18 protein-coding genes are annotated in these 24,043 nt (G+C 44.1%); 14 read left to right on the top strand and 4 right to left on the bottom strand.

Going from position 1 to position 24,043, the window contains the following annotated elements; all coding sequences use genetic code 11:
* The first annotated feature begins 68 nt into the window (after window positions 1-68).
* From C0J08_RS04150 to C0J08_RS04140, 3 genes are all read left to right on the top strand, one after another.
* Window positions 69-512: a DUF3429 domain-containing protein gene (locus C0J08_RS04150; protein WP_212654858.1), complete on the top strand. Its 444-nt coding sequence runs from the start codon at window positions 69-71 to the stop codon at window positions 510-512.
* Between the two features lie 81 nt (window positions 513-593).
* Window positions 594-986 carry a thiol-disulfide oxidoreductase DCC family protein gene (locus C0J08_RS04145; protein ID WP_212654857.1) on the top strand — a complete coding sequence of 131 codons (393 nt, stop codon included), beginning with the start codon at window positions 594-596 and terminating at the stop codon, window positions 984-986.
* A gap of 35 nt (window positions 987-1,021) precedes the next feature.
* On the top strand, window positions 1,022-1,747 hold the full coding sequence (locus C0J08_RS04140) for an SDR family NAD(P)-dependent oxidoreductase (RefSeq protein ID WP_212654856.1): 726 nt from the start codon (window positions 1,022-1,024) through the stop codon (window positions 1,745-1,747).
* A gap of 37 nt (window positions 1,748-1,784) precedes the next feature.
* Here the strand turns inward: C0J08_RS04140 and C0J08_RS04135 are convergent, their stop codons facing one another.
* Together C0J08_RS04135 and C0J08_RS04130 are read right to left on the bottom strand one after the other, a co-directional pair.
* On the bottom strand, window positions 1,785-2,519 hold the full coding sequence (locus tag C0J08_RS04135; RefSeq protein WP_249344501.1) for a DUF1826 domain-containing protein: 735 nt from the start codon (window positions 2,517-2,519) through the stop codon (window positions 1,785-1,787).
* Window positions 2,520-2,835: 316 nt separating this feature from the next.
* Window positions 2,836-3,096, bottom strand: a complete 261-nt coding sequence (locus tag C0J08_RS04130; RefSeq protein ID WP_212654855.1) for a DUF5062 family protein — start codon at window positions 3,094-3,096, stop codon at window positions 2,836-2,838.
* 331 nt (window positions 3,097-3,427) lie between these two features.
* On the opposite strand from C0J08_RS04130, the gene C0J08_RS04125 reads away from it, so the two are divergent.
* The 11 genes from C0J08_RS04125 to ggt all read left to right on the top strand — a co-directional run bounded on the left by C0J08_RS04125 (window position 3,428) and on the right by ggt (window position 20,220).
* On the top strand, window positions 3,428-4,117 hold the full coding sequence (locus tag C0J08_RS04125) for a GntR family transcriptional regulator (RefSeq protein ID WP_212654854.1): 690 nt from the start codon (window positions 3,428-3,430) through the stop codon (window positions 4,115-4,117).
* Between the two features lie 32 nt (window positions 4,118-4,149).
* Window positions 4,150-5,028: a methylisocitrate lyase gene (prpB, locus tag C0J08_RS04120; RefSeq protein ID WP_212654853.1), complete on the top strand. Its 879-nt coding sequence runs from the start codon at window positions 4,150-4,152 to the stop codon at window positions 5,026-5,028.
* A gap of 81 nt (window positions 5,029-5,109) precedes the next feature.
* Window positions 5,110-6,249, top strand: coding sequence for a bifunctional 2-methylcitrate synthase/citrate synthase (gene prpC / locus C0J08_RS04115; RefSeq protein WP_212654852.1), 1,140 nt, complete (start codon window positions 5,110-5,112; stop codon window positions 6,247-6,249).
* 37 nt (window positions 6,250-6,286) lie between these two features.
* Complete coding sequence (gene prpD, locus C0J08_RS04110; RefSeq protein ID WP_212654851.1) at window positions 6,287-7,774, top strand: 2-methylcitrate dehydratase; 1,488 nt, start codon at window positions 6,287-6,289, stop codon at window positions 7,772-7,774.
* Window positions 7,775-8,035: 261 nt separating this feature from the next.
* Entirely contained in the window at window positions 8,036-10,060 is a 2,025-nt protein-coding gene (locus C0J08_RS04105) for a methyl-accepting chemotaxis protein (RefSeq protein WP_212654850.1), read from the top strand.
* Between the two features lie 208 nt (window positions 10,061-10,268).
* Window positions 10,269-12,317, top strand: a complete 2,049-nt coding sequence (locus C0J08_RS04100) for a methyl-accepting chemotaxis protein (protein WP_212654849.1) — start codon at window positions 10,269-10,271, stop codon at window positions 12,315-12,317.
* 123 nt (window positions 12,318-12,440) lie between these two features.
* Window positions 12,441-14,540: a tRNA(Met) cytidine acetyltransferase TmcA gene (locus C0J08_RS04095; RefSeq protein ID WP_212654848.1), complete on the top strand. Its 2,100-nt coding sequence runs from the start codon at window positions 12,441-12,443 to the stop codon at window positions 14,538-14,540.
* 263 nt (window positions 14,541-14,803) lie between these two features.
* Window positions 14,804-15,796, top strand: a complete 993-nt coding sequence (locus tag C0J08_RS04090; RefSeq protein ID WP_212654847.1) for a TRAP transporter substrate-binding protein — start codon at window positions 14,804-14,806, stop codon at window positions 15,794-15,796.
* 167 nt (window positions 15,797-15,963) lie between these two features.
* Window positions 15,964-16,641 carry a TRAP transporter small permease gene (locus tag C0J08_RS04085; RefSeq protein ID WP_212654846.1) on the top strand — a complete coding sequence of 226 codons (678 nt, stop codon included), beginning with the start codon at window positions 15,964-15,966 and terminating at the stop codon, window positions 16,639-16,641.
* A gap of 15 nt (window positions 16,642-16,656) precedes the next feature.
* Entirely contained in the window at window positions 16,657-18,270 is a 1,614-nt protein-coding gene (locus C0J08_RS04080; protein ID WP_212654845.1) for a TRAP transporter large permease, read from the top strand.
* 192 nt (window positions 18,271-18,462) lie between these two features.
* A complete protein-coding gene (gene ggt / locus C0J08_RS04075) occupies window positions 18,463-20,220 on the top strand; it encodes a gamma-glutamyltransferase (protein ID WP_249344500.1) in 1,758 nt (585 codons plus the stop codon).
* An 85-nt stretch (window positions 20,221-20,305) separates the two neighbouring features.
* On the opposite strand, the gene C0J08_RS04070 is transcribed toward ggt, so the two are convergent.
* Together C0J08_RS04070 and C0J08_RS04065 are read right to left on the bottom strand one after the other, a co-directional pair.
* Entirely contained in the window at window positions 20,306-21,667 is a 1,362-nt protein-coding gene (locus C0J08_RS04070) for a sigma-54-dependent transcriptional regulator (RefSeq protein WP_212654843.1), read from the bottom strand.
* On the bottom strand, window positions 21,667-23,967 hold the full coding sequence (locus tag C0J08_RS04065) for an ATP-binding protein (protein WP_212654842.1): 2,301 nt from the start codon (window positions 23,965-23,967) through the stop codon (window positions 21,667-21,669). Before C0J08_RS04065 ends, C0J08_RS04070 begins: the two co-directional genes overlap by 1 nt.
* Window positions 23,968-24,043: the final 76 nt, after the last annotated feature.

The raw sequence follows: 24,043 nt of genomic DNA, 5'->3' as shown, positions 1-24,043 counted from the left end.
TCTATTTTATTAGATAATTCGTATTGTTTTCACATTTCGTGTACATAGTATTTTTTAAAGGTAAAGGCATGCGCTCTTATAAGGCAGTAGTATCTGCATTAGCGATATTAGGTATTTTTCCATTTCTATTTGCTACCTATCTAAATTTAGCCAATGACACTTTCCTTGGTAAGTCAGGTGTCACGCTATTTGCTGCCTATGGTGCGGTTATCCTTAGCTTTCTTGGTGGGACCATCTGGGGAAGATTAATAGAATTACCTGAAAGTCGTAATGGCGCTAAACTGCTTATCTGCTCTTTCGTAATGGTATTTCTTGCTTGGTTTTCCTTGCTGCTAAAAACACCAGAACTATCCGTTGTTCTTTTGCTACTTAGCCTAATAAGCATCTTCTGGATTGATGCGCGTTGGTTAAAGCAAGCTAACAATCAAAAACCTTTCTACACATCACTAAACTTTGGCTTAACATCTGCTACGTCCATTATGCACTTGCTTGTGCTTTACCCTCATTATTGAGTTGCAGAGCACTTCAGACTGATCTATTTCACCTATTCATACGTATCATTACTCAACACTCACTTAATAGAGTAATGATACATGCTTACCGTATTTTATGATGGCCACTGCCCACTTTGTGCGGCGGAAATGCAGACACTTTACCAGCTCGACAAACAAAACCAGCTGCAACTTGAAGACATTCATGCAGAGGATTTTGCTAAGCGTTATCCACACATTGACCCTATTGAAGCGGATCGCTTACTGCATGGACAACTGGACGATGGCACCATAATTAAAGGCTTGGATGTCACTTGTCTCGCTTGGAAATTGGTTGGCAAACACAAATGGATGCAAGTTCTACGCTGGCCAGTCATTCGTGTGTTTGCAGATTTAGGCTATAGTTTTTTCGCACGATACCGTCACCCGATATCCGCCTTCATAACAGGAAAACCACGCTGCGAATCTTGCTTAAAAGATCGTTGTGATCTGTAACCCAACTGATTAATGCTTATTCGTGGAGTCTTAACATGCCCTCTTTCTATGCGTTGGTCATTGGCGCAAGCAGCGCTATTGCCCAAGCCGCTATTCAACAATTCGAAGCTGACCAAAATTGCCTTGGCGTCTTTGCCGTTACCCGAAGCACTTTAAGCACGGCAAACACCACAAAGACTCAATGGCTAACCTCGGATTACACAGAAGAAAGTATTCAGCAGATTATTAATGACTTGATGCCCTACGCAGGTAAGATCAACAAGGTATTGATTTGTAATGGCATCTTGCACAATGAAAGCATGATGCCCGAAAGAAAGTTAGAAGAGATGAAAGCCTCTCAAATGGAGGCTATTTTCCATAGCAACACCATAGTCCCCATGCTTTGGTTAAGTAGGCTCATACCAATATTACAGGGTAAAGAGGCCACTCAAGTGGCGTTATTCAGCGCTCGAATTGGCAGTATTTCAGACAATAAAACAGGCGGTTGGTACAGTTATCGAGCCTCTAAAGCAGCACTTAATATGCTGGTGCAAACCAGTTCAATTGAATACGCCAGAAGAGCAAAGAACGTCAAACTCATCGCCTTTCACCCTGGAACAACTGACACGCCGCTTTCTAAACCGTTCCAGCGTTCTGTTCCAAAAGACAAACTATTCAGTGCCGAGTTTGTAGCTACACAGCTGTTGTCCATCATGACAAACATCACCATGGACAATAAAGCCGCGTACCTTGATTGGAACAACCAAACAATCGAGTGGTAAGGCTTCAAATGGCGCTAAGGAAGCGCTAAATAATAAGTTAGATCATGTCCAAGCTCAAAAACAATCGCTTACGTTCGGGGCTGGCCGAAGGCGAACGATGCACTACCCCGCGACCCAATGATGTTGGCCATTCGTCTCCCTTCATCAAAGCCACATCTCCTGCATTTAATTGATTAATAATGCCTCTTTCCTTTAAGCCACTATTATAATCAGACACTTTTCCGCCCAATCCCAACTTATCCCTTGTTACATGAGCCTCATGTAACCATTCGCTGCCACTTCCAGCATAGGTCGATATTAATCGGCAGGGAATTTTGTCAACATGAAAACGTGGACACATAGCACTGGATAAAACATTAAGGCGCAGCCCCACTTCTTTTAGATCAAATAAACAAGCAAACATGTCGACCAGTAGCATAACATCCTCCACGAACGCATCTTTATGCTCAGCATCGGGCAGAAGCTTAGTGAGTGAAGTCTTAAGCTGCTCTAAGTTACCTTGAGATGTGAAAGCAAAATTCGGTGACGAAGTCATAACGGACTCAGCATATTGGGTTAATAAATCGAGCTTTCTTTGCCAAATCACCATGCTAATACTGTCTTGGTAGATATCAGCAAACACATCTTGATAAGCTGATTTGACCACAGCCATTAGTTGTGGCTTATCTTCTGAACTATCTTGGCCAACTTTTTCTGCATCAATAAAATTGAAACGTACACTATTTAAATCAACCGATTGAGGCATTTTTTGTACACTAAGATCCAACTTCAAACCAATACCCTCTTAAAATACATGCGCAGGAACCACATCAAAACAAACATGTTACGTTATAACATTTTATAAATAAAGTACTGAGCGAAAGTCTAGGAATGAATACATAACAGGCATTACTTCTTACAAGAAAAAATAAAGAGAATGCGTTGGACAAGAATGTTCTCTTGGTCAATAGATAAATACATTTGCAAGAAGATAAGAGAAGTGATGAATAGAGACGAGTTCGAGATAGCCATAACTGACTATCCCGATGAGGCAGAATCTTGGGGGTGTTGGATGAAATCCCCAAGTCTATTGTAGGATTTGAGAGGGATTATTTTAGCAAGGGATCATCTTTTGGCAGTAACTTTTGAATCCACAATGCTAGCTTGTGTTTCATACTTGGCAAATCTTCTTTGTCTGCTGGCAAAGCAACCACTAGCTTATCCAACACCAGCAAACGATATATCGCTTCCGTTTTTTCATTAGCCGACATGGTCGGAGAAAATCCTGCATAGCCGCGTTTTAGTGCGTAGTTCTCGCCCACTTGAATGGCTTTTTTGCTTAACGCCGCTTCGTTCTTTATTTTTTTCATAATTTTCCCCTATAGATTGGGCTGCTCTAAACATCGGCTAGCGAATACATCTATTCAGACAATTGTCGACACTCACGGCCAAAGTCATTTTTTAAATCATGTTCTCGACTGTATCAGTTTTTAACACTCAACCCAGCGTTTCCCTGCAATTAAATTAAAAAATCACTTAATAAACACAATGTTAGTGATTCAAAAGACTATCAGAGCGCTTTCAAATACGACTAAAGGATGAGATAAAAAAATAGAAAATTGTCGACAATATGACTTGATATCACCAAAAAATACGACTATAACTAGCAATATTGTCAACAATTTAGCCGCCTGACCTTTTATGAACAATCTAATTTCAATCAAATCTGCCACGCTATCTGAAGACATTGCTCAGCAGCTAAGCAACGCCATAGTGCAAGGCGATATCCCACAAGGCAGCAAAATTTCTGAGCCTGAACTGGCCAAACAATACGGCGTGTCTCGTGGCCCATTAAGAGAAGCCATAGTAAAGCTAGAAGGACTTGGTCTGGTCACACGCACGGCAAACGTGGGTGCTCGCGTTATTGAGCTAAACATTCAAGACATGCTCGATACCTTCACCATGCGCGAAGCACTAGAAGGCATGGCGGCGCGCTTAGTGGCAAGTACCATGTCATCAGATGAAGTAAGCAAACTCTACACCTTACTCGACAAGCACCAAGCCCATCTGGATGCCAACCAAGACGAACATTATGTACAGCAAGGCGGCAATGATGACTTCCACTTGCGCATTATCCACGCCAGCGGCAACAGCAAACTTATTCGCTTATTAACAGAAGAATTGTACGCAGTGATCCGCATGTATCGACGTCATACCGCCGATCAACGCAGTGACCCACGTCAAGCCTTGCGGGAGCATAGAGCCATTCTCGATGCCATTGCCAATCACGAAGGAGATCTCGCCGAACTCCTTATGCGCCGCCATATCAGCCGCGCGAGCCGGTTACTCAAGCAAGCGATGGAACATTCAGCCCTCGCTTCTCATAGTTAATGAAATGAACCGCTTCTAAAGAGAGGAAAACAATGACAATACTTTCAGCAGGCGCCCGTTTTAGACAAGCCGTTACTAGCCACTCACCCTTGCAGGTTGTCGGAGCCGTAAACGCTTATTGCGCTATGATGGCGGAACAAACGGGACATCACGCCATTTACTTGTCTGGCGGCGGCGTTGCCAACGCTTCCTATGGCTTGCCCGATCTTGGCATGACAGATTTACACGATGTTTTAGAGGATGTGCGGCGTATTACTTCCGCTTCGAATTTACCATTATTAGTGGATATCGATACGGGCTTTGGTGGCGCTTTTAATATTTCCCGCACTATTCAACAAATGGAAAAAGCGGGCGCGGCAGCGGTGCATATTGAAGACCAAGTACAACAAAAGCGCTGCGGACACCGCCCAAACAAAGCCATTGTCAGCCAAGAGGAAATGGTCGATCGCATCAAAGCTTGTGTCGACGCTCGTGTCGATGACAACTTTGTCATCATGGCACGAACCGACGCTTTGGCCGTGGAAGGGATGGAATCCGCCATAGAACGAGCCATCGCTTGTGTTGAAGCGGGTGCCGATATGATTTTCCCAGAGGCCATGATCACCCTAGAGCAATACCAAGAATTTGTCGACGCGGTGAAGGTTCCCGTATTGGCCAACATCACTGAATTTGGCGCCACACCACTCTTTAGCAAAGAGGAATTAGCCAGCGTCGGGGTGGGTTTGGTGTTGTATCCGCTAAGCGCTTTTCGCGCCATGAACAAAGCCGCTTTGAACGTCTATCAACACCTATTAAACGATGGCCACCAGCGCAATGTGATCGACACAATGCAAACCCGTAACGAGCTTTACGAGTTTCTCAACTACCATGAATACGAAGACAAACTAGACGTGCTCTTTTCTAAGAAATAAGAGCCTAAAATAAGAATCCCAAAATCAGAACACAAAAACAGCAAAGCACTTCTCTAAACAATAACAAAATGGAGTAGGAAAATGGCTAAAGTACTTTCTGGCGCTGGTCTACGCGGCCAAAGCGCAGGTGAAACCGCACTCTGTACCGTTGGCAAAGCAGCCTCCGGATTAACCTATCGTGGTTACGATATAGATGTCTTGGCAGACAAAGCCAGCTTTGAAGAAGTGGCTTACCTGTTACTGTACGGCAAATTACCCAACCGTACAGAATTGCATGATTACGAACAAAGATTAATGAGTTTACGTAGTCTGCCAGAAGAATTAAAAGCCGTTTTAGAACTGATTCCTGCTAGCGCTCACCCCATGGATGTCATGCGCACTGGCTGCTCATTTTTAGGCAACCTTGAACCAGAGCTGCCTTTTGAAAAGCAACCTTCCCTTGCCCTTCACAGCGCAGACCGTTTGCTTGCCACACTTCCGGCTATGGTGGTGTATTGGTATCGTTTCACCCACGATGGCGTGCGTGTTAATACACACAATGCCAACGTACCGTCGTTGGCTGGTCATTTCCTAACCATGCTGCACGACAAAGAACCCAGTGCGCTGCATACCCAAGTAATGAATGCGTCTTTGATTCTTTATGCCGAGCATGAATTCAACGCCTCTACCTTCACCGCTCGCGTCTGCGCTTCTACCTTGTCCGATATGTTTTCCTGTATCACTGGTGGTATTGGCAGCTTACGAGGTCCGCTTCATGGCGGTGCCAACGAAGCGGCGATGGACATGATTGAACCATGGAAAACCCCTGACGAAGCCGAAGCGGCTTTGATGCAAAAACTTGCCAATAAAGAAAAAGTTATGGGCTTTGGGCATGCCATTTACAGTGAACGAGACCCGCGTAACGACATCATCAAAAAATGGTCGAGAAAACTCAGCGAAGATGTAGGCGACGATCATTTGTATGCCGTATCAGAGCGCTGTGAAGAAGTCATGTGGCGCGAGAAAAAACTCTTTTGTAACGCGGACTTTTTCCACGCCAGCGCCTATCGATTTATGGGCATTCCCACCAAGTTATTTACGCCGATTTTTGTCTGTTCCCGCGTCACAGGCTGGGCGGCTCACGTTATGGAACAGCGCGCCAACAATCGCATTATTCGCCCCAGCGCAGATTACATCGGACCAGACCATTCTGAGTGGGTCGATATCGACGACCGCCATTAACCCAGAATCCGCCAACTTTCACGATTAAGGAAAAGAAATGAGTGCCAACGTAGATTTAAACAACCGCCCCGATTACGACCAAGTTATCCAAGACATCGCGGATTATGTGTTGAACTTTAAAGTAGAAAGCCAAGAAGCCTTAGATACGGCTCGTAACTGTTTAATGGACACCTTGGGGTGTGGTTTGCTCGCCCTGCGTTTTCCAGAATGTACCAAACACCTTGGCCCAATAGTACAAGGGACAGTGGTGCCAAATGGTGCTCGTGTTCCAGGGACTTCCCTTTCTCTTGATCCTGTCAAAGCCGCTTGGGACATCGGCTGTATTATTCGCTGGCTGGATTACAACGACACTTGGTTGGCGGCTGAATGGGGACACCCTTCTGATAACCTAGGTGGCATTTTGGCGGTCGCAGATCATTTATCTCAAGTTCGACTGTCAAACGGCGACAGTCCAATGACCATGCGAGAAGTCTTAGAAGCCATGGTCATGGCCCATGAAATCCAAGGCGTTATTGCCTTAGAAAACTCCTTTAACCGGGTGGGGCTGTGCCATGTGTTATTGGTACGCGTTGCCTCGGTTGCCGTGGTGACGAAGATGATGGGCGGCGACAGAGAACAAATCATGGCGGCCATCTCACAAGCTTGGGTCGATGGCTCCGCTCTACGTACTTATCGTCATGCCCCCAATGCTGGCTCTCGTAAGTCTTGGGCGGCGGGGGATGCAACCTCCCGCGCGGTTCGTTTGGCAGATATGTCCATGCGTGGTGAAATGGGAATCCCTGGCGTGCTGACAGCTGATCAGTGGGGTTTTTATGATGTGTCTTTCTCAAAGACCAATAAAGACCAAGCCATCAAACCTGACGATCAATGCCAATTTTCCTTCTCGCAAGGTTATGGCACTTATGTCATGGAAAATGTGCTCTTTAAGATCTCATTCCCAGCAGAATTCCATGCTCAAACCGCCGCAGAAGCCGCGGTGACATTGCACCCATTGGTGAAAGATCGTTTAGCTGAGATAGACAAGATAGTGATTCGTACCCACGAATCAGCCATTCGCATTATTTCCAAGTCTGGTCCATTGGCGAATGCCGCCGACCGCGACCATTGTTTGCAATACATGGCCGCTGTGCCTTTGGCGTTTGGTAACTTGGTCGCTGAACATTATGAAGATGACTTCCATGCCGCCAACCCCATCATTGATGAGTTGCGGGATAAGATGGAAATTGTCGAGGATAAACGCTTTACCGCCGAGTATTTAGAAGCTGATAAGCGCTCTATCGCCAACGCACTGCAAGTCTTTTTCAAGGATGGCACGAGCACAGAAGAAGTGGTGGTGGAATATCCTGTCGGACACCGTCGTCGTCGCGAAGAAGGTATTCCTTTGTTGGAGCAGAAGTTTAAAAATAACTTGGCAACCCGTTTCCCGAACCGTCAGTGCCAACAAATTTTCACTCTTTGTAAAGATCAAAAAAACCTAGAAAATACCCCGGTGAATCGCTTTATGGATTTATTTGTTATCGCGTAAAACCAGACTTTTCTTGCAAATAAGCGCCATTCTCTCGGCGCTTATTTTTCTTTATAAATACGATTTATAACCTGACTTCTTGATTTTAACTTGACAAAACTTAACCAATATTTTCATATTGTCACACGAATAATACTATCCCTTCCCCTTGGTTAGCATTTTTGAAATACGCCATCTCATTAAGGAAAATGACGATTGGTCACATTTCCAGCTTAAATTTTTCTCTACTCTCATTGCGTTATTGTAAGGAATGTACGTCCTATGTTGACCAAATTCAAAAAACTTCCTTTGCCACTACAACTTGGCTTAGGCTCATTTTTTTCGATTTTATCTATTTTCATTTTATTAATTGTAATAATAAGCGAACTATTTAATATCAAAATCAATGACATCATTACTCACCACCAACAAAAAGAAACGGATATCGTTACATCTCAGTTGGTAGAAAGGCATGATGTTTTAACAAAAACACTCATTCGACAAAGCAGTGTTTTTGATAATCAACTACAAGAGTCTATCGTAGACACAAGCGACACCGTTGACTTAAATGGTGTGGAGTTACCCTCGGTAAAACTTAATTATGAGGCGATTAACGGCAACAGCGAATACATGGTCAACTTTGCATCTGTTATCGAACTGAATGCCAGCCTGTTATATCAGCAAAATAATCAAGTCTATCGAACGGCCACTTCAAACGAAGCGCTTCCCTTCATTGTTGACAAGAATAACCCAGCCCTGCCGAGTTTGATGGACTTGAAAAACAATACGGACTTTATCGGCAAGGTCGCTATTGGCAACGAAGATTATTTTGCACTCTATAAAAAAGTCTCCAACAGAGACAACTTGTACATGGAGTTGCTGATTCCTTATAGCAATATCATTGCGCCATTAAGAGAATCATTAGGGAAAATGACGTTCGGCAAAGAAGGCTATCTTTACGTTACCGACACAGGTAAAAACAAAGGTAAGTTTATTATTCACCCAACACTGAATGGCAAAAATCTGTTCGATTTATCAGGTACAGCAGGCGCAACATTAGAAGAAATGTACCAAAAGCCGAAGGGATCACTTTATTACACCTTAAAAGTTGAGGGTAAAGACGATAAAACCCGTGAAGCAAAAGTTATCTTCCAAGAGGTGCCCGGCTGGAACTGGGTACTTACGCTCAAATCCTATTCAGATGAATACCAAGAAGAAATCAACAGCATCATTATCATTGTGGCGATAATTTGTGCTATTTCCACGCTTCTACTGACCGGCATTTTATGGGTATTTATTCGTAGAGCACTAGGACCGCTGAAACAAATTTCGACAGGCTTGAGTCAACTGGGTGCAGGAGATCTAACGGTTCAATTTAGCAACTTAAACAGACAAGACAGCAAAAATGAAATGGATTTATTGCAAGCGGATACGGTGCGTATGCGCGACAATTTAATTCAGCTAATCAATAATATCTTCACATCCAGCCAGCAATTATTGAAGTCTGCTGAATCTATTTCAAAATCGAACGCCGACCTACGCCACAGTGCTAACGATAGCCAAGACACCAGCATTCAAGTGAGTTCTGCTATTGCACAGATTTCTACCTCGATTGAAGAAATGGCGCAAAGTGCTAACGATGTCTCTAAAGAATCCGTTTCTGTGCGCCAAGCCACACAAGAAGGGAATGACGCGGTAAAACAAGTGGAACATACGATTAGCAATCTATCGTCCACCTTTGCCGATGCTTCTACTACCATTGAAACCGTAGAAAGCAGTTCGAAAAACATTGGTGAAGTGATCAATGTAATCAACAGCATTGCCGAACAAACTAACCTACTTGCACTAAATGCCGCCATTGAAGCCGCCCGCGCTGGCGAACAAGGACGAGGCTTTGCTGTGGTCGCAGATGAAGTGCGTGTATTGGCTCAACGAACTCAACAATCAACAGAAGAGATACAGAAAGTCGTCACTGACTTACAAAGCAATAGCCGAATAGCCGTGACAAAAATGTCGGAAGGTCGTGACCAAGTTGAAAACAGTGTCCAACAGGCTATTACAGCAGGGACATTATTAGACAAAATCTATCAGTCTATCCAAACCGTTGAAATGAGCATCAACGGTGTCGCCACTATGACCGAGGAGCAAAGCGTGGCGGCGTCTCAAATTCGTCAGAATACCGAGACACTTAAAGACGCCGCAACCGATACTTTACACCAAGCTGATATCTCGCAAGAACACAGCGATCAAATTCGCTCGCTAGCAAACAGCTTACAAACGGATTTATCAGCATTTAAACTGAAATAATAAACTGAATGGCAAGTGGCTCTTTTGACCTTTATTCTATCAAAAGACTCACTTGCCATTTAGACGTTACTTTTTTAAAGAAGCCTCTCTAAATAGCAAAGTCGCTATTCATAAAACACCAAGCCAACGTAAAGAAATTGTAAACTCCAAGCCTTACCTGTATCTTCTCTCTCGCCCCTATATAAATACTGCAAGGATTCTTTAATTTATGATTTCTGTTTTAAAAAAAGCATCATTACCAAAACAGCTTAGTCTTAGCACCTTTGTGAGTATCCTCATTATATTCACCTTGGTGGTTTTTATTATTGATAGATTATTTAGCTATGAAATCAATGACATTGTTAGCCACCACCAAGGAAAAGAAGCAGAACTTGTGGCTAAGCAACTGGAAAGCAAGTATCAACTTCTTATCAAGACAACGGATGGTTTTAGCGCAATCTTAGGCAACCAACTTAAATCAGTCACAATAGATACTCAAAACGCCACTCTAGTAAATAATCAACGCCTCCCTACTCTTACGTTGAATAATCAAGTAATCAATGGCCGTTCCGCACTCCTATCGGACTTTGCAAATGAAGCACAACTTGAAGCGAGCCTATTAGTAAAAACGGCACAGGGGTTAGTGAGGGTAAGCACTACATTAAAAAATCAGAGTGGCCAAATAGCGCTAGGCAGTGCTGTTGATTTCCCCGCGGCACTGAAAGCTCAACAAACCAGTACGACACAAATAGGTCAACCACGTTTTTGGAGCAAAAAATACATTGCCCATTATGAAACCGTTCCTAACCGCCCGAACCTAGTCATTGAGCTGCTTATTCCGTATTCCGCTATTATTGAGTCATCGGCAAAATCGATTAATGCCATGCAATTTGGAAAAACTGGCTACATTTATGTGACAGATACTGGAAGCAACGAAGCGAACATACTTATCCACCCAACATTGACTGGAAAAAACCTCTACACAGAATTCCCGACATTAAAAGATACCTTTAAAAAAATGTATCAAAACGACAGTGGTATCGTATCTTATTCACTGAAAATCGCAGGAAAAGACGACGCAGCCCGCTCTTCAAAAGCGATCTATCAGCATGTCAAAGGTTGGGACTGGGTCGTTACATTGAAGTCCTACAACGATGAGTACCAAGAAGAAATTAGTGGTGTGATTTCGGCGATCATCGGCGTCTGCGTCATCGCAGCATTGGTTTTGAGCTTCGTTTTATGGGCGGCTATCCGCTATTCATTAGCGCCATTGAAAGAAATGTCTTCCGCACTAAATCAATTAGGCAAGGGTAACCTTTCTTTCCGCTTCGAAACTAAAAAAGATCCAAACAGTAAAAATGAAATAGACCAATTACAAAACGACGCCATTCGAATGCGTGATAACTTAATCGCGCTTGTGAATAACATTTTACGCTCAAGCCAAGAGTTACTCACGTCAACACAAAGTATTTCAAACGCCAACCAAAACTTACGTCAAAGTGCGACTGAGAGCCAAGATTCAAGCGCTCAAGTGGGGTCTGCAATCACTCAAATTGCCGCTTCCATCCAAGAAGTCGCTCAAAGCTCTAATCAAGTTTCAGAAGAGTCAATTAACACAAGAAAACTCGCTGAAGATGGCAATAACGCAGTACAAACTGTAGAAAATACCGTAAGCGCTCTTTCTTCCGCATTTAGCCAAGCAGCGAACACCATTCAGGAAGTGGAAGAAAGTTCAAAAAATATCGGCGAAGTGGTCACCGTGATCAGCAACATTGCCGAACAAACCAATTTACTCGCCCTAAATGCAGCCATTGAAGCCGCCCGAGCGGGTGAGCAAGGTCGTGGGTTTGCTGTTGTTGCGGATGAGGTTCGAGTGCTTGCACAACGCACACAACAATCGACTGAAGAAATTCGCAATGTCGTAGAACGACTGCAAAACAACAGCCGCTCAGCAGTGAATGACATGGAAGAAGGACGCAACCAGGTCGATAACAGTGTAGAACAAGCGAAATTTGCGAATGATCTTTTGACACAAATTCATCAGTCAATGCAAAACGTTGAAATGGGCATCAATAGCGTTGCCGCCGCAACAGAAGAGCAGAGTGTCGCATCGACACAAATTAATCAAAACGCAGAAGAGCTTCAGCAGTCGGCTATTGCGACTCTGGATCTTGCGAATACATCGCAAGAGCACAGCGAGCATATTCGCGAATTGGCCGCTCAGCTACAAAAAGACTTGGCAATATTTACTCTAGACAAGGAGTCTACAGAAAAATAAACCATTTTGAATAATCCTTGATTGGCGCTTCCTTGTGGCCACAGTATGATAGAGGCATTTGCACGACAACACGTGTCATGCCGATGTCTCTGAATAGTGTGACCACAAGGAAATTTGATTTATATGTCTGACCATCACCGCCACTGTTTGCTTTTAAAAGGCTCACCCACCGAAGTATTGTCAGACTTCCTTCGCTTAACAGCTCATTTCACTACACCACTTATTGTGGCCCATGATGTTAGCCAATATGACGAGTTACTTGTTCCATCCTTAAAAACGACCACTTTTAAAACCCGCTCCTTCAAACAAACTCGACAAGAACTTGGCAGCAACCACGATGCTATTTTGGTTGATTTGACAAATGGCGTATCGGCCAGTGCATTGGCTATTTTGGCAGGCACAGTGCGTGGTGGTGGACTTTTTGCAATTGCTTTACCTGAAGACGACTGGTTATCCGTAACCGATCATGACTTATCGCGGTATTTACCTTGGCCTTATGAACCCGAGCAAGTGACCTCTCACTTTAAACGCTACTTGCTTAACTTATTAAGGGACAAACACTCCCCTTTTCAAACCATTCCATCCGCACAAATGAACCCATTACCGGCGTTACCGCCGATAGACCCTAATGCCCCGCTGACCCAAGAACAAATCGATGCCCAACGCGACCTATTTGAGCAAAAGGCGAAATCCTATGTGCTGATTGCCCCAAGGGGGCGAGGCAAATCAACACTCTTAGGAGACAGCTTGGCGAAGCTCCTTAAAGCAGGAAAACGAGTGGCGATCACCGTTCCCAACCAAGATGCGATCGTCAGTTTAAAATCTCGCTTCGAACACATTGCTCATCAAACACCTTGTTGCCAAAATACATTGGATCTGCCTTTTTGGGCACCAGATGCCCTGATAGACAGCTCCGAGCATTGGGACTTTCTCTTTGTTGATGAAGCATCGATGATTCCATTGCCTTTACTCATGGCCTTAAACGACAAAGCCGACCATTGTCTTTTTAGCACCACAGACTATGGCTATGAAGGTGCCGGAAAAGGCTTTGGCATTCGCTTTTGCCATTACTTAGCATCGCAAAAAGCCACACAATCCTTAGCTCTGCAGACACTGACTTTAAGCAAACCGATTCGATGGGGGGAAAGTGACCCACTTGAAAGTTGGATCAATGATTGTTTCTTTTTAGCCACTCCAGAACACTCCCTAAAGCCATCTGTTAACACAGCTCCTTCAGCAGAATTTCATCAACTTCATGGTGCGGACTGGCTGGAAAACACCCACTTACTTGCCGATACTTTTCAACTACTAGTTAGCGCTCATTATCAAACCTCACCCGATAACTTGCGGTGGGTACTGGACGACCCCTCCGTGTCGACCTACCTACAATTATCAGAAGGCCAAGTGCAAAGCGTGGCGATCATCACCGAAGAAGGCAACCTGCCAACCCCTCTCAGCCAGGAAGTCATGCAGGGAAAACGTCGCCCAAGAGGCCATTTAGTACCACAGTCTCTACTTGCTCATGAAGGCATTGAAGACGCAGGAATGTATCTTTATTGGCGGATTAGCCGCATTGCAACCGAGCCAAGCCAGCAAAATAAAGGTCATGCAAGTCAATTACTTAAACAGATAGAAAACCTTGCTACTGATCACTGCGACTTTCTGTGTGCGAGCTTCGCAGCCACTCCCGATGTCGTATCATTTTGGCTAAAGAATGGTTACCTGCCCGTTAGACTCGGAACGAGTAAAGACCAAGCCAGTGGCAGTTACTCTATCATGATGGTAAAACCTATAAATAAGCACTCAACAGAACTGGCGATTAACTGGCGAACACGTTTTATTGAACACTTTGTGATTAACCTACTGCTGCAATACGCTGATTTACCAACAGAATTAGTCATGCTTATTTTGGGGCTAAAACAGCACCAACAGAATGAGCTTCCGGCACTCGCTCAGCTTTCAAATCAAGAGCAGCAAGACCTCAATGTATTTGTAGAACACCACCGCCAATTTGATAGCATTCGTCCCATTTTTCTCAAGGCGACATTAAGACTTGCCCTAACAGGTCAACTCACCTCTAAAGATCCAACTCATCAACTGCTCATAGAAGCGGCTTTAGGCCGTAATACTGAGCAAACTCGACAAAAAGCGCACTTGTCAGGCAAAAAAGCCATGCACCAAACCTTCAAAAAACTGTTAGCAAAAACCTTCAACTCCAAATAGGCGGACATCCACCCATAGAGCAATATTCTATGTGTGCAATTCCCCCTATTTATTTATTTTTCATTACATCAAAAACTCTCAGAAAAATAATTTTCCATTAAAAATCATAAGGTTAAAAACATTTAAAAAACTTGGCACGCATTGTGTAAAGAGTATGAACAAGCACACCTGTTTTGCTTTGTCTGTCTCTGCAGCAAGATCCAGAGAAATATCAGGCCAAAATCAGGTAAACAATAATAAATTAGTTTTGGAGTCTTATAAAAATGAAAAAAATCAGCCTTGCTCTTACCTCTTTAGCTCTTACTCTTTCTGCTGGTACTGCAATTGCAAACTGTGACCCAGGTGAGCGTGTCGTTAAATTCAGTCACGTAACTGGTGGTACGACTCACCCTAAAGTCGTTGCTGCAAATAACTTCGCAGAACGCGTTAATAAAGAAATGAACGGCAAACTATGTATTGAGGTTTACCCTAACTCCACACTATTCGGCGACTCAAAAGAACTTGAAGCCCTATTATTAGGCGACGTCCAACTACTTGCCCCATCACTTTCTAAGTTTGGTTCTTACACCGACAAATACGGTGTATTTGACTTACCATTCATCTTCAAAGACATGGATCATGCTATCCGTTTCACAAAAACACCTGAAGGCAAAAAGCTTTTAACAGTAATGGATGATTATGCAGGCTTTGTTGGTTTAGGTTACTGGATGTCTGGTATGAAATATTTCTCTGCCAACAAACCACTGATCGTACCTAGCGATGCAAAAGGTTTGAAATTCCGTGTACAAACGTCTGACGTAGCAAAACAAATGATTGCGGCTATGGGCGCATCTCCACAAGCAATGGCGTTCTCTGAAGTATATGGCGCATTGCAAACAGGCGTAGTAGATGGTCAAGAAAACACTTGGTCCAACATCTACACCAAAAAATTCTACGAAGTGCAAGACAGCACAACAGAAACCAACCACCAATTATTGGCTTACCTATTCATGACATCGTCTGAATTCTTAAAGAGCCTTTCTCCAGAAGACCGCGCTCAGTTCGTTCAAATTGCGGATGAAGTAACACAAGCCGCAAACTTGAACGTAAAAGCAGCGGAAGCCGCTAACCGTCAAAATATCCTAAATGCCGGTGGCAAAATCAATGTGCTAACACCAGAGCAACGCCAAGAATGGGTAGATACTATGAAGCCTGTTTGGAAGCAGTTTGAAAGCTACATTGGTAAAGATTTGATTAACGCTGCCTCTGGCGCTTAATCAGCTTTTACCCCGCAGTGAGCTGGCCTTAATGGGTCAGCTCTTGTGGTTTTCCTGTGCTTTCTTGATTCGCAATCTTTCTATCAGTGATTGAAGCTTGAACCTACAAGATACAACACCACACTGCGCTCTAATTTGTACTGGTCCACTTAGTTAAGGAGACCCCCATGGCACATTGGCCGCATCTTTATTTACTTATTTTTATAATTGTTCTCTGGCTATTAGAAAAGCGCTTCCCAAAAGTCATGGAACGTGCAGAAGAAAACCTGCTGATCATCGTAATTTCTTCTATTATGGTGGTTTCTTTTGGACAGGTTATTGCTCGTTATGGGTTTAACACTGGTTGGGACGCAGCTCTTGAGTTCAATACTGTCGCCTTTTCATGGCTAATTCTTTTGGGCATGAGTTATGGCATCAAAACGGGTCTTCACCTAGGTGTCGACATTGTCTTGAATGCCGTGCCAAAGCGCATAACTAAAGCGTTGTCTTTATTTGGTGCTGCGGCGGCTATGATGTATGGACTTATCCTACTCGACTCTACATGGCTTGCCATGCTAGGCGTTGATGTGAGTGGTGGGGCCATCGAATATTGGTTAAAAATGTTCAAAATTGGTATAGGTTCAGAAGAACTCCGTTACCCTGAATTTGTACAAGAAATGTTTGGTTTACGCCCACGCGTTCACCGCTGGATTGTTCTGGTTATCCTGCCAATCAGCTTAGCTCTACTTTCTTATCGTTCTTTACAAGCATTTATCGATATTGCCCGTGGCAAACGTGACATGCTGATCAGCGGCCATGAGGCTCAAGATCTTGTTAAAGAAAACCAAAACGTCTTGAAAGACTAAAGCAGGAGCATCATTATGGAATCCATAATTCTATTTTCATTGGTACTGATCCTGCTATTTGTTGGCTTACCGGTCGGTATCTCGTTGGGCTTATCGTCCATCTTATTTATTACGTTCTTTTCCCATGACTCTTTGTCATCGGTGGCTATTTCATTGTTTGGAGCAGGTCAGCACTATACCTTGTTGGCCATCCCGTTTTTCATCATCGCCTCGTCGTACATGTCGACTGGCGGCGTAGCGAAACGCTTAATTAATTTTGCGATAGCCAGTGTTGGTCATTTCCGTGGTGGCTTGGCAATGGCATCCGTTTTGGCTTGTATGATGTTTGCGGCTTTATCTGGATCTTCTCCAGCGACGGTTGTGGCCATAGGTACAATTGCCATAGCGGGTATGACGCAAGTTGGTTACTCAAAAGAATTTGCGGCGGGCATTATCGCCAACGCGGGTACACTAGGAATTTTGATCCCACCTTCCATCGTAATGGTAGTATACGCAGCCTCTGTTGACGTATCTGTTGGCCGTATGTTCTTGGCAGGTGTTATTCCAGGTTTAATGGCAGGCGGTATGTTGATGTTGGCAATCTATGTGGTTGCGCGTATCAAAAAATTACCCGCTGAAGAATGGAAAGGCTTTGGTAACCTAATTCGTGGTGGTAAAGAAGCGGGCTGGGGCTTGTTCTTAGTCGTCATCATCATGGGTGGTATTTATGGTGGTGTGTTCACACCAACAGAAGCCGCTGTGGTTGCTGCCGTTTATTCTATGTTTATTGCCTTATTCGTTTACCGAGATATGGGGCCTCTAAAAGGCCAAACGTGGACCAATGACGACGATGCACCACATGCCCGTGTTGGTTTTAACGGTACAGTGTATGGCGTGTCTTTCTTCCTTGTATGGGAAATCATGTCCTTCTTTGTCTTTGCTAACAGCCATACTGTAACGGGTGGAGATCGTGCAATTTGGGGTCTGGTGATGTCCATTGCCCTCGCGATTTTCTATGTCTACAAACGCTCTAGCAAACTGGAAGAGTCTATCGGATCTTGTTTGGCTGCCGGTATGCCAATCTGGGGACGTAACTTATCTATGATGCTGCGTGGCTTCTTCCCTTCTTTGTTCGGTGAAGAATCTCGCAAAGTGATGCTAGAAGGTACGAAAACCACCATCATGCTGATGTTTATCATCGCTAATGCTCTGTTGTTCGCCCATACCTTGTCCGCTGAGCGTATTCCACAAATGATTACTGAGTGGATGTTAGGAGTTGGCTTCAACTGGTTCACATTCCTAATCGCCGTTAACATTTTGCTGTTAATCGGTGGTCAGTTCATGGAACCATCTGGCCTTTTGGTTATCGTCGCACCCGTTGTCTTCCCTATTGCCATGGAACTGGGCGTTGACCCAATTCACCTAGGCATCATCATGGTAGTTAACATGGAAATCGGAATGATCACACCACCAATTGGTTTGAACCTGTTCGTGACCTCTGGCATCACTGGCATGAGCTTAGCTCGTGTCGTCAAAGCTGCGATGCCATTCGTTGCCGTCCTGATGGTTTTCCTTATCATGGTGACTTACATCCCTGCTCTTTCTACAGCCCTTCCATACAGTATTATGGGACCTGAGATCGTTCAGTAATATTCGATCATTGCTTAACAATGCTCTATCAAACGCCCCTCGGGGCGTTTTTTATTTCACTGTATAAACTGAAAACATTTTTCACTTTCTTTGCGCCAAAATCACACCATTGTTTAATTTTTAGCTTCACTCAACGTCATATTTTTGTTTTGATGAAATAAGGCAATTCATTCATCAACAAGGATTTTAATGATGCTACCCACACGATGGTTAAAAACATTCAGTCTTATTCCTTTACTTGCTATGAGTCCTTTTACTTTGGCAACCGAACAAGCTGCCGACTCAATTGCACCTGAAGCGGCCAGTGGTATCGAGAAAAAGAAACTCGCTCACGCAAATCAATTCATGGTCGCCACTGCAAACCCAGAGGCCACCAAGGTGGGTTATGAAGTACTAAAATCGGGCGGTTCAGCGATCGATGCATTAGTCGCCGTGCAAATGGTGCTTGGCTTAGTTGAACCTCAATCTTCAGGTTTAGGCGGTGGCGCCTTCGCCGTATACTACGATGCGACAACTCATAAGCTCACTACTTTTGATGGAAGGGAAACTGCCCCTCAGGAAGTCACACCCGAGTTATTCCAAGATGAAAATGGTAAACCGCTAGCTTTCTATGATGCCGTCGTGGGAGGTCGTTCTGTCGGTACACCAGGTACAGTGAAGCTGATGGGAGAACTGCATAAGCGCTACGGCACCATGCTATGGAAAGATTTGCTGGCTCCCGCAACGAAACTTGCTCAAGAAGGTTTTATCGTCTCGCCTCGCCTCGCAAATGCGGTTAAAGGCAGTGCGGAAAGATTATCCCGTTTCCCATCAACAAAAGGCTATTTCTTTAACCTAGATGGCACACCGATTGAAGCGGGTAGCCAATTAAAAAACACCCAATACTATGAAACTTTGCGTTTCCTCGCCACCTACGGTGCTGACGAGTTTTATACAGGACAAATAGCAACAAATATTGTCTCGACAGTACGTGGCGCATTGGACAATCCGGGCGTTTTGTCTGAGCAAGACTTTCTTAGTTATCGTGTAAAAGAACGCTCACCAGTCTGTTTACCTTATAAAGAATATGACATTTGTGGCATGGGACCACCAAGCTCTGGTGCATTGACCGTTGGTCAGATCCTTGGCATTACCAAGCATTTTGGCCTTGCCAAGTTAGGTCCAAATTCCCCTGAAGCCTGGCAAATCATTGGCGATGCATCCCGTCTGGCTTTTGCAGACCGCGGCCGCTACATGGCTGATACCGACTTTGTTCCTATGCCACAAGGCCTATTAGACGAATCTTATTTAGCCGATCGAGCTAAATTGATTACAAAAGGCAAAGCGCTCAATAAAGTAGAAGCAGGGGAGCCTGAATGGCGTCATCCAATCAAACAAGCGGATGATATGGCCATTGAACTGCCTTCCACCAGCCATATTTCCATCGTCGATAAAGAAGGTAATGCGGTGTCTGTGACCACCACGATAGAAAATGGCTTTGGTTCGAATATGATGAGCAATGGCTTCTTATTGAATAACGAACTAACAGACTTTTCTTTCAAATCTCACCAGAACGGCTTTCCTATTGCTAACCGTGTCGAGCCAGGCAAGCGCCCTCGCTCTTCCATGTCACCAACCATCGTCATGAAAGACAACAAGCCATATTTGGTCGTCGGATCACCTGGTGGCTCTCGTATTATTGGCTATGTGGCTAAAACACTGATCGCCCATCTTGAGTGGGGAATGGATATTCAACAAGCGATTGATTACCCAAATATGATCAACCGCTTCGGTACTTTCGATCTTGAAAAAGGCACAGAAGCAGCAACCTACGAAAAAAGCCTTAAAGACATGGGATATAAAGTCTCTGTTCGAGATTTGAATTCCGGTGTACAAGGGATTGTGATTCAACCAAATGGCTTGGTCGGAGGAGCGGATCCAAGACGTGAAGGCTTAGTCCTAGGGGATTAAAGCAAACCGCATGATACGTTTAGTCAAATAGACTAAACGTATCATGAACCTTTACACAACATGAAAAACTGGTTGTCACCATTCGCTACTGTTTATAAATATCTTTATCAAGATCGTATTTACGCATTTTGTCATAAAGCGTTTTACGCGGCAGTCCCAAGGCATCCATAGTATCTTTGATCGAGCCTTTTTGGCGCATTAACTCTTGCTCTAATAACGTTTTTTCAAAGCGTTCTAACTGTTCAGGCAAGGTCATTACACCAGGATTATTTTCGTTGTTAATAATAATCTGATCAAACTCAAACGACCCTGCTTCCCCCATCAAAACATAACGCTCAGCAAGATTACGCAATTCACGAACATTACCCGGCCAATCATAACTCAATAAACTGTGCATACGCGCCGCAGAAAGAGGCTCCGCATCACGCTTATATTGCGCCGTTGCCACTAAGCAGAAATGCTGCCAAAGCAACGAAATATCATCCTTTCGATCACGTAATGGCGGAATATCCACACGTACCACATTAAGTCGATAATACAAATCCTCGCGAAATGTTCCACTCTCGCTGAGTTGTTTTAAATCCACCTTGGTGGCCGCCAAAATTCGCAAATCCAAATCAATCGCGGTATTGGAGCCCAACCGCTCTAAGCGCCGTTCTTCCAGAACACGCAACAAACGAATTTGCATCGACATGGGCATGCTTTCGATTTCATCAAGAAACAAAGTCCCGCCATTGGCGTGTTCAAGTTTACCAATGCGTTGCGTCTTAGCATCTGTAAAAGCGCCTTTTTCATGACCAAATAGTTCAGATTCCATAATAGAATCTGGCACAGCTCCACAGTTAATGGCCACAAAGGCATGACCTCGGCGAGAACTGTGCTCATGAATATAACGCGCAACGAGTTCTTTCCCGGTTCCCGTTTCCCCTTGAATCAGAATATCCGCACCGGTATCAGCCACATGAAGCAACGCCTGACGCAAACGGTGAATTCCCGATGTATTGCCGATAATTCTAGGGCCAGGCGCGTTTTGTGCTGCTAGTTCAAGACGCAGGTTGCGGTTTTCTAGGGTTAGCTGACGTTTTTCAGACGCACGACGCACCACATCCAAAAAGTCTTCATTAGAAAATGGCTTTTCAATAAAATCGTAAGCGCCATCACGAATAGCACTCACCGCCATGCTGATATCACCGTGACCCGTTATCAGAATAAAAGGAATTTCTGCATCGATTTTTTTAACATCTTCAAACAGCTCTAAGCCACTTTTGCCCGGCAAGTTAATATCGCTCACAATCACACCTGACCAGTCTAGCGACAGCTTTTCAGTCACACCTTGCGCCGAGGCAAACTCGGTAACGACAAAACCTTCAAGCTGTAATGTCTGAGAAATTGCCATACGAACCGCTTGCTCGTCGTCAATTAATATTACTTGCTTGCTGTCTGGCATTAGATTTCCTCTTTGGGAGCGTCAGAAATAGAGTGAGATAGTGGATGATTATAACGAGGTAGCCTAACACAAAATTCAGCGCCACCAGAATCCCGATTTTGTGCGCTAATTTGACCGCCCATGGCTTCAACAATACGCTGGCTAATCGACAAACCTAGCCCCAATCCGACACCAGAAGATTTAGAAGTGAAAAAAGGTTCAAAAAGATGTCGAATTGCATCATCACTTAAGCCACTTCCTGAGTCTTGAATACAAATAACGACCTGGTTTTTCTCTACCTTTTGCTCGATACAAACACGTCGTGGGTTTTCTGGCACTTCTAAAATCGCATCCGCCGCGTTGGCTAATAAATTGACCAGTACTTGTTCCAAAAAAACCATATCACCATTCACGAACAAGCCTTGATCTTCTGGCACCACCAACTCTATACCCACTTCCTTATAACGTGGGCTCATAATTCTTAACGCCCCCATGATGGCCGTCTGCACCGCAATAGGTCCTTGCTGTACATCACCTTTGCGAGCAAAGACCTTAAAGCGCGCGATAATATCGCCCATATGGTGACCTAGCTGACTGATATGCTGCAAGTTCGCATGAGCTTGTTCATACTGCCCGCGATCTAGGAACTTCAATCCATTGCCTGCAAACGCACGAATCGCCGTCAAAGGCTGATTCAGTTCATGATTTAGTCCCGCACTTAATTGGCCTAAAACCGCGAGTTTGGCCGTTTGAATTAGCTCTCGTTGCGTACCTTTATGTTCTTCTATTTCTTGACGAAGGCGAGTGTTCGCACCTTGCAATTCATAGGTCCGTTCTTTTACACGCTCTTCAAGCTCAATACGAGCCTGAGTAATCTCTTGTTCATAGCGCTTACGCTCAGTCATATCATGAAAAGTCACCAAATAACTTAAGCGATTTGGCAGCTGCATCTTACAAAGCGTCATTTCTACCGGCACCGTTTGATCGGAGTAACACAAGCGCCCTTCACGGGTTAGAACTTTAATCCCCAAATCATTGGTTGCTTCTAAAAAGTCATCATGGCCAGACTTGCCTGATGCACCATCTTCATCAGGCAGAAATAACACATTAAGCGGCTGCCCAACTAAAGGGGATAACGGCTGTCCAAGCAATTTTTCAACAGCGGGATTAAAAGACTCTATTTTGTGGCACTCATCCAAAGTCACCAAACCAGCTTGGGTATTTTGAATCACTTCGCGGATATAAGCCTGATTGTGACGGGTCATCTCATTGGCATCAAAACGTTCGCGCAACATGCGCCGGCGTAACATTGCCAACCCCAATAACAAAGCCGTAATCATCACCCCACCCGCAAAAATGGTACGCCATAACGAAATTTCTTCATTAATGGTTTTTAATGGTGCGAGAATGGAAATTTGGAAGCCTAATAAGCGAATTGGACGGCTCATTTTTAAAAATGACAGCCGTTCTAATTCTTCTCTACCGTCTATAACGGTATTTTCTAACACATCCACTATTTGTGATTTTTCATCGAAGGGCTTTTGATAAACAATGGCGAGCTTTTCAATGGATTTACCAAAATAGCGTTGAGAATCGGCAATACGCTGTAACTCAGTATGAGACAATTCACCCAGCACTCGATACAACCATGACTGACGAGAACTACTAAAAACGATGCCATCCGGATCCAGTAACAAAAACTCATAATGCTGATTAGCAAAGCGTTTTTCAAATTGAGTGAGATCCACTTTGACGACAGCAACACCAATAATAGAGTCACCTTCGTAAACAGGATAAGAAAAGTAATAACCACGGCGATTTGACGTGGTGCCTAAGGCATAATAACGCCCCGGTTTTCCTTGGATCGCTTCCTTAAAATAAGGTCGAAAGGCAAAATTTCGGCCCACAAAGCTCGCCTTTTCACGATAATTAGACGCCGCTATCGTTAATCCGTCTGTATCTAAAATATAGCTGTCTGACGCTTCCGTGATGCGGTTGATCTGTTCAAGTTCACGGTTAAGCTGATTAATATCGGACTCAAAGCCGTCACGCAAGGCTTTTCTTACCCTATCATTCGATGCTAATAAAGTAGGCATATGCTGATACTTAGCAATTGCACTTTCTAACACACTAGCAAGCTGATTCAACTGTTCAAAGGAATCAATACGCAGTGCTTTAATCTGTTGATTTCGTAGGGCTTCTCCACCTTTCCAAATTAACAGCACAGCCACAAAGAAGACGCCAACATACAACCAAACTATCTGCTTAGAAGAAAAAAGCCATTTTATGCTAAAACCATACTTTTCTTTCAATGCACTCACCTAAATGACCTTGTTATTATTATCGTCGTTCTCTTTTCATCATTTTTATATTGACGAAAAAAGAATAAAAGACCTG

Source organism: Marinomonas sp. CT5, from assembly GCF_018336975.1.
Taxonomy (GTDB): domain Bacteria; phylum Pseudomonadota; class Gammaproteobacteria; order Pseudomonadales; family Marinomonadaceae; genus Marinomonas.
Note: the sequence above shows the minus strand (reverse complement) of the source record. Positions and strands in the feature narration are given on the sequence as shown.

Bases quoted from the DNA above. Each gene is read 5' to 3' on its own strand.
- C0J08_RS04090 (WP_212654847.1), top strand. From the start codon at position 14,804: ATGAAAAAAATCAGCCTTGCTCTTACCTCTTTAGCTCTTACTCTTTCT.
- C0J08_RS04100 (WP_212654849.1), top strand. From the start codon at position 10,269: ATGATTTCTGTTTTAAAAAAAGCATCATTACCAAAACAGCTTAGTCTT.
- C0J08_RS04140 (WP_212654856.1), top strand. From the start codon at position 1,022: ATGCCCTCTTTCTATGCGTTGGTCATTGGCGCAAGCAGCGCTATTGCC.
- C0J08_RS04080 (WP_212654845.1), top strand. From the start codon at position 16,657: ATGGAATCCATAATTCTATTTTCATTGGTACTGATCCTGCTATTTGTT.
- C0J08_RS04150 (WP_212654858.1), top strand. From the start codon at position 69: ATGCGCTCTTATAAGGCAGTAGTATCTGCATTAGCGATATTAGGTATT.
- ggt (WP_249344500.1), top strand. From the start codon at position 18,463: ATGCTACCCACACGATGGTTAAAAACATTCAGTCTTATTCCTTTACTT.
- C0J08_RS04095 (WP_212654848.1), top strand. From the start codon at position 12,441: ATGTCTGACCATCACCGCCACTGTTTGCTTTTAAAAGGCTCACCCACC.
- prpB (WP_212654853.1), top strand. From the start codon at position 4,150: ATGACAATACTTTCAGCAGGCGCCCGTTTTAGACAAGCCGTTACTAGC.
- prpD (WP_212654851.1), top strand. From the start codon at position 6,287: ATGAGTGCCAACGTAGATTTAAACAACCGCCCCGATTACGACCAAGTT.
- C0J08_RS04105 (WP_212654850.1), top strand. From the start codon at position 8,036: ATGTTGACCAAATTCAAAAAACTTCCTTTGCCACTACAACTTGGCTTA.
- C0J08_RS04145 (WP_212654857.1), top strand. From the start codon at position 594: ATGCTTACCGTATTTTATGATGGCCACTGCCCACTTTGTGCGGCGGAA.
- C0J08_RS04070 (WP_212654843.1), bottom strand. From the start codon at position 21,667: ATGCCAGACAGCAAGCAAGTAATATTAATTGACGACGAGCAAGCGGTT.
- prpC (WP_212654852.1), top strand. From the start codon at position 5,110: ATGGCTAAAGTACTTTCTGGCGCTGGTCTACGCGGCCAAAGCGCAGGT.
- C0J08_RS04085 (WP_212654846.1), top strand. From the start codon at position 15,964: ATGGCACATTGGCCGCATCTTTATTTACTTATTTTTATAATTGTTCTC.
- C0J08_RS04130 (WP_212654855.1), bottom strand. From the start codon at position 3,096: ATGAAAAAAATAAAGAACGAAGCGGCGTTAAGCAAAAAAGCCATTCAA.
- C0J08_RS04125 (WP_212654854.1), top strand. From the start codon at position 3,428: ATGAACAATCTAATTTCAATCAAATCTGCCACGCTATCTGAAGACATT.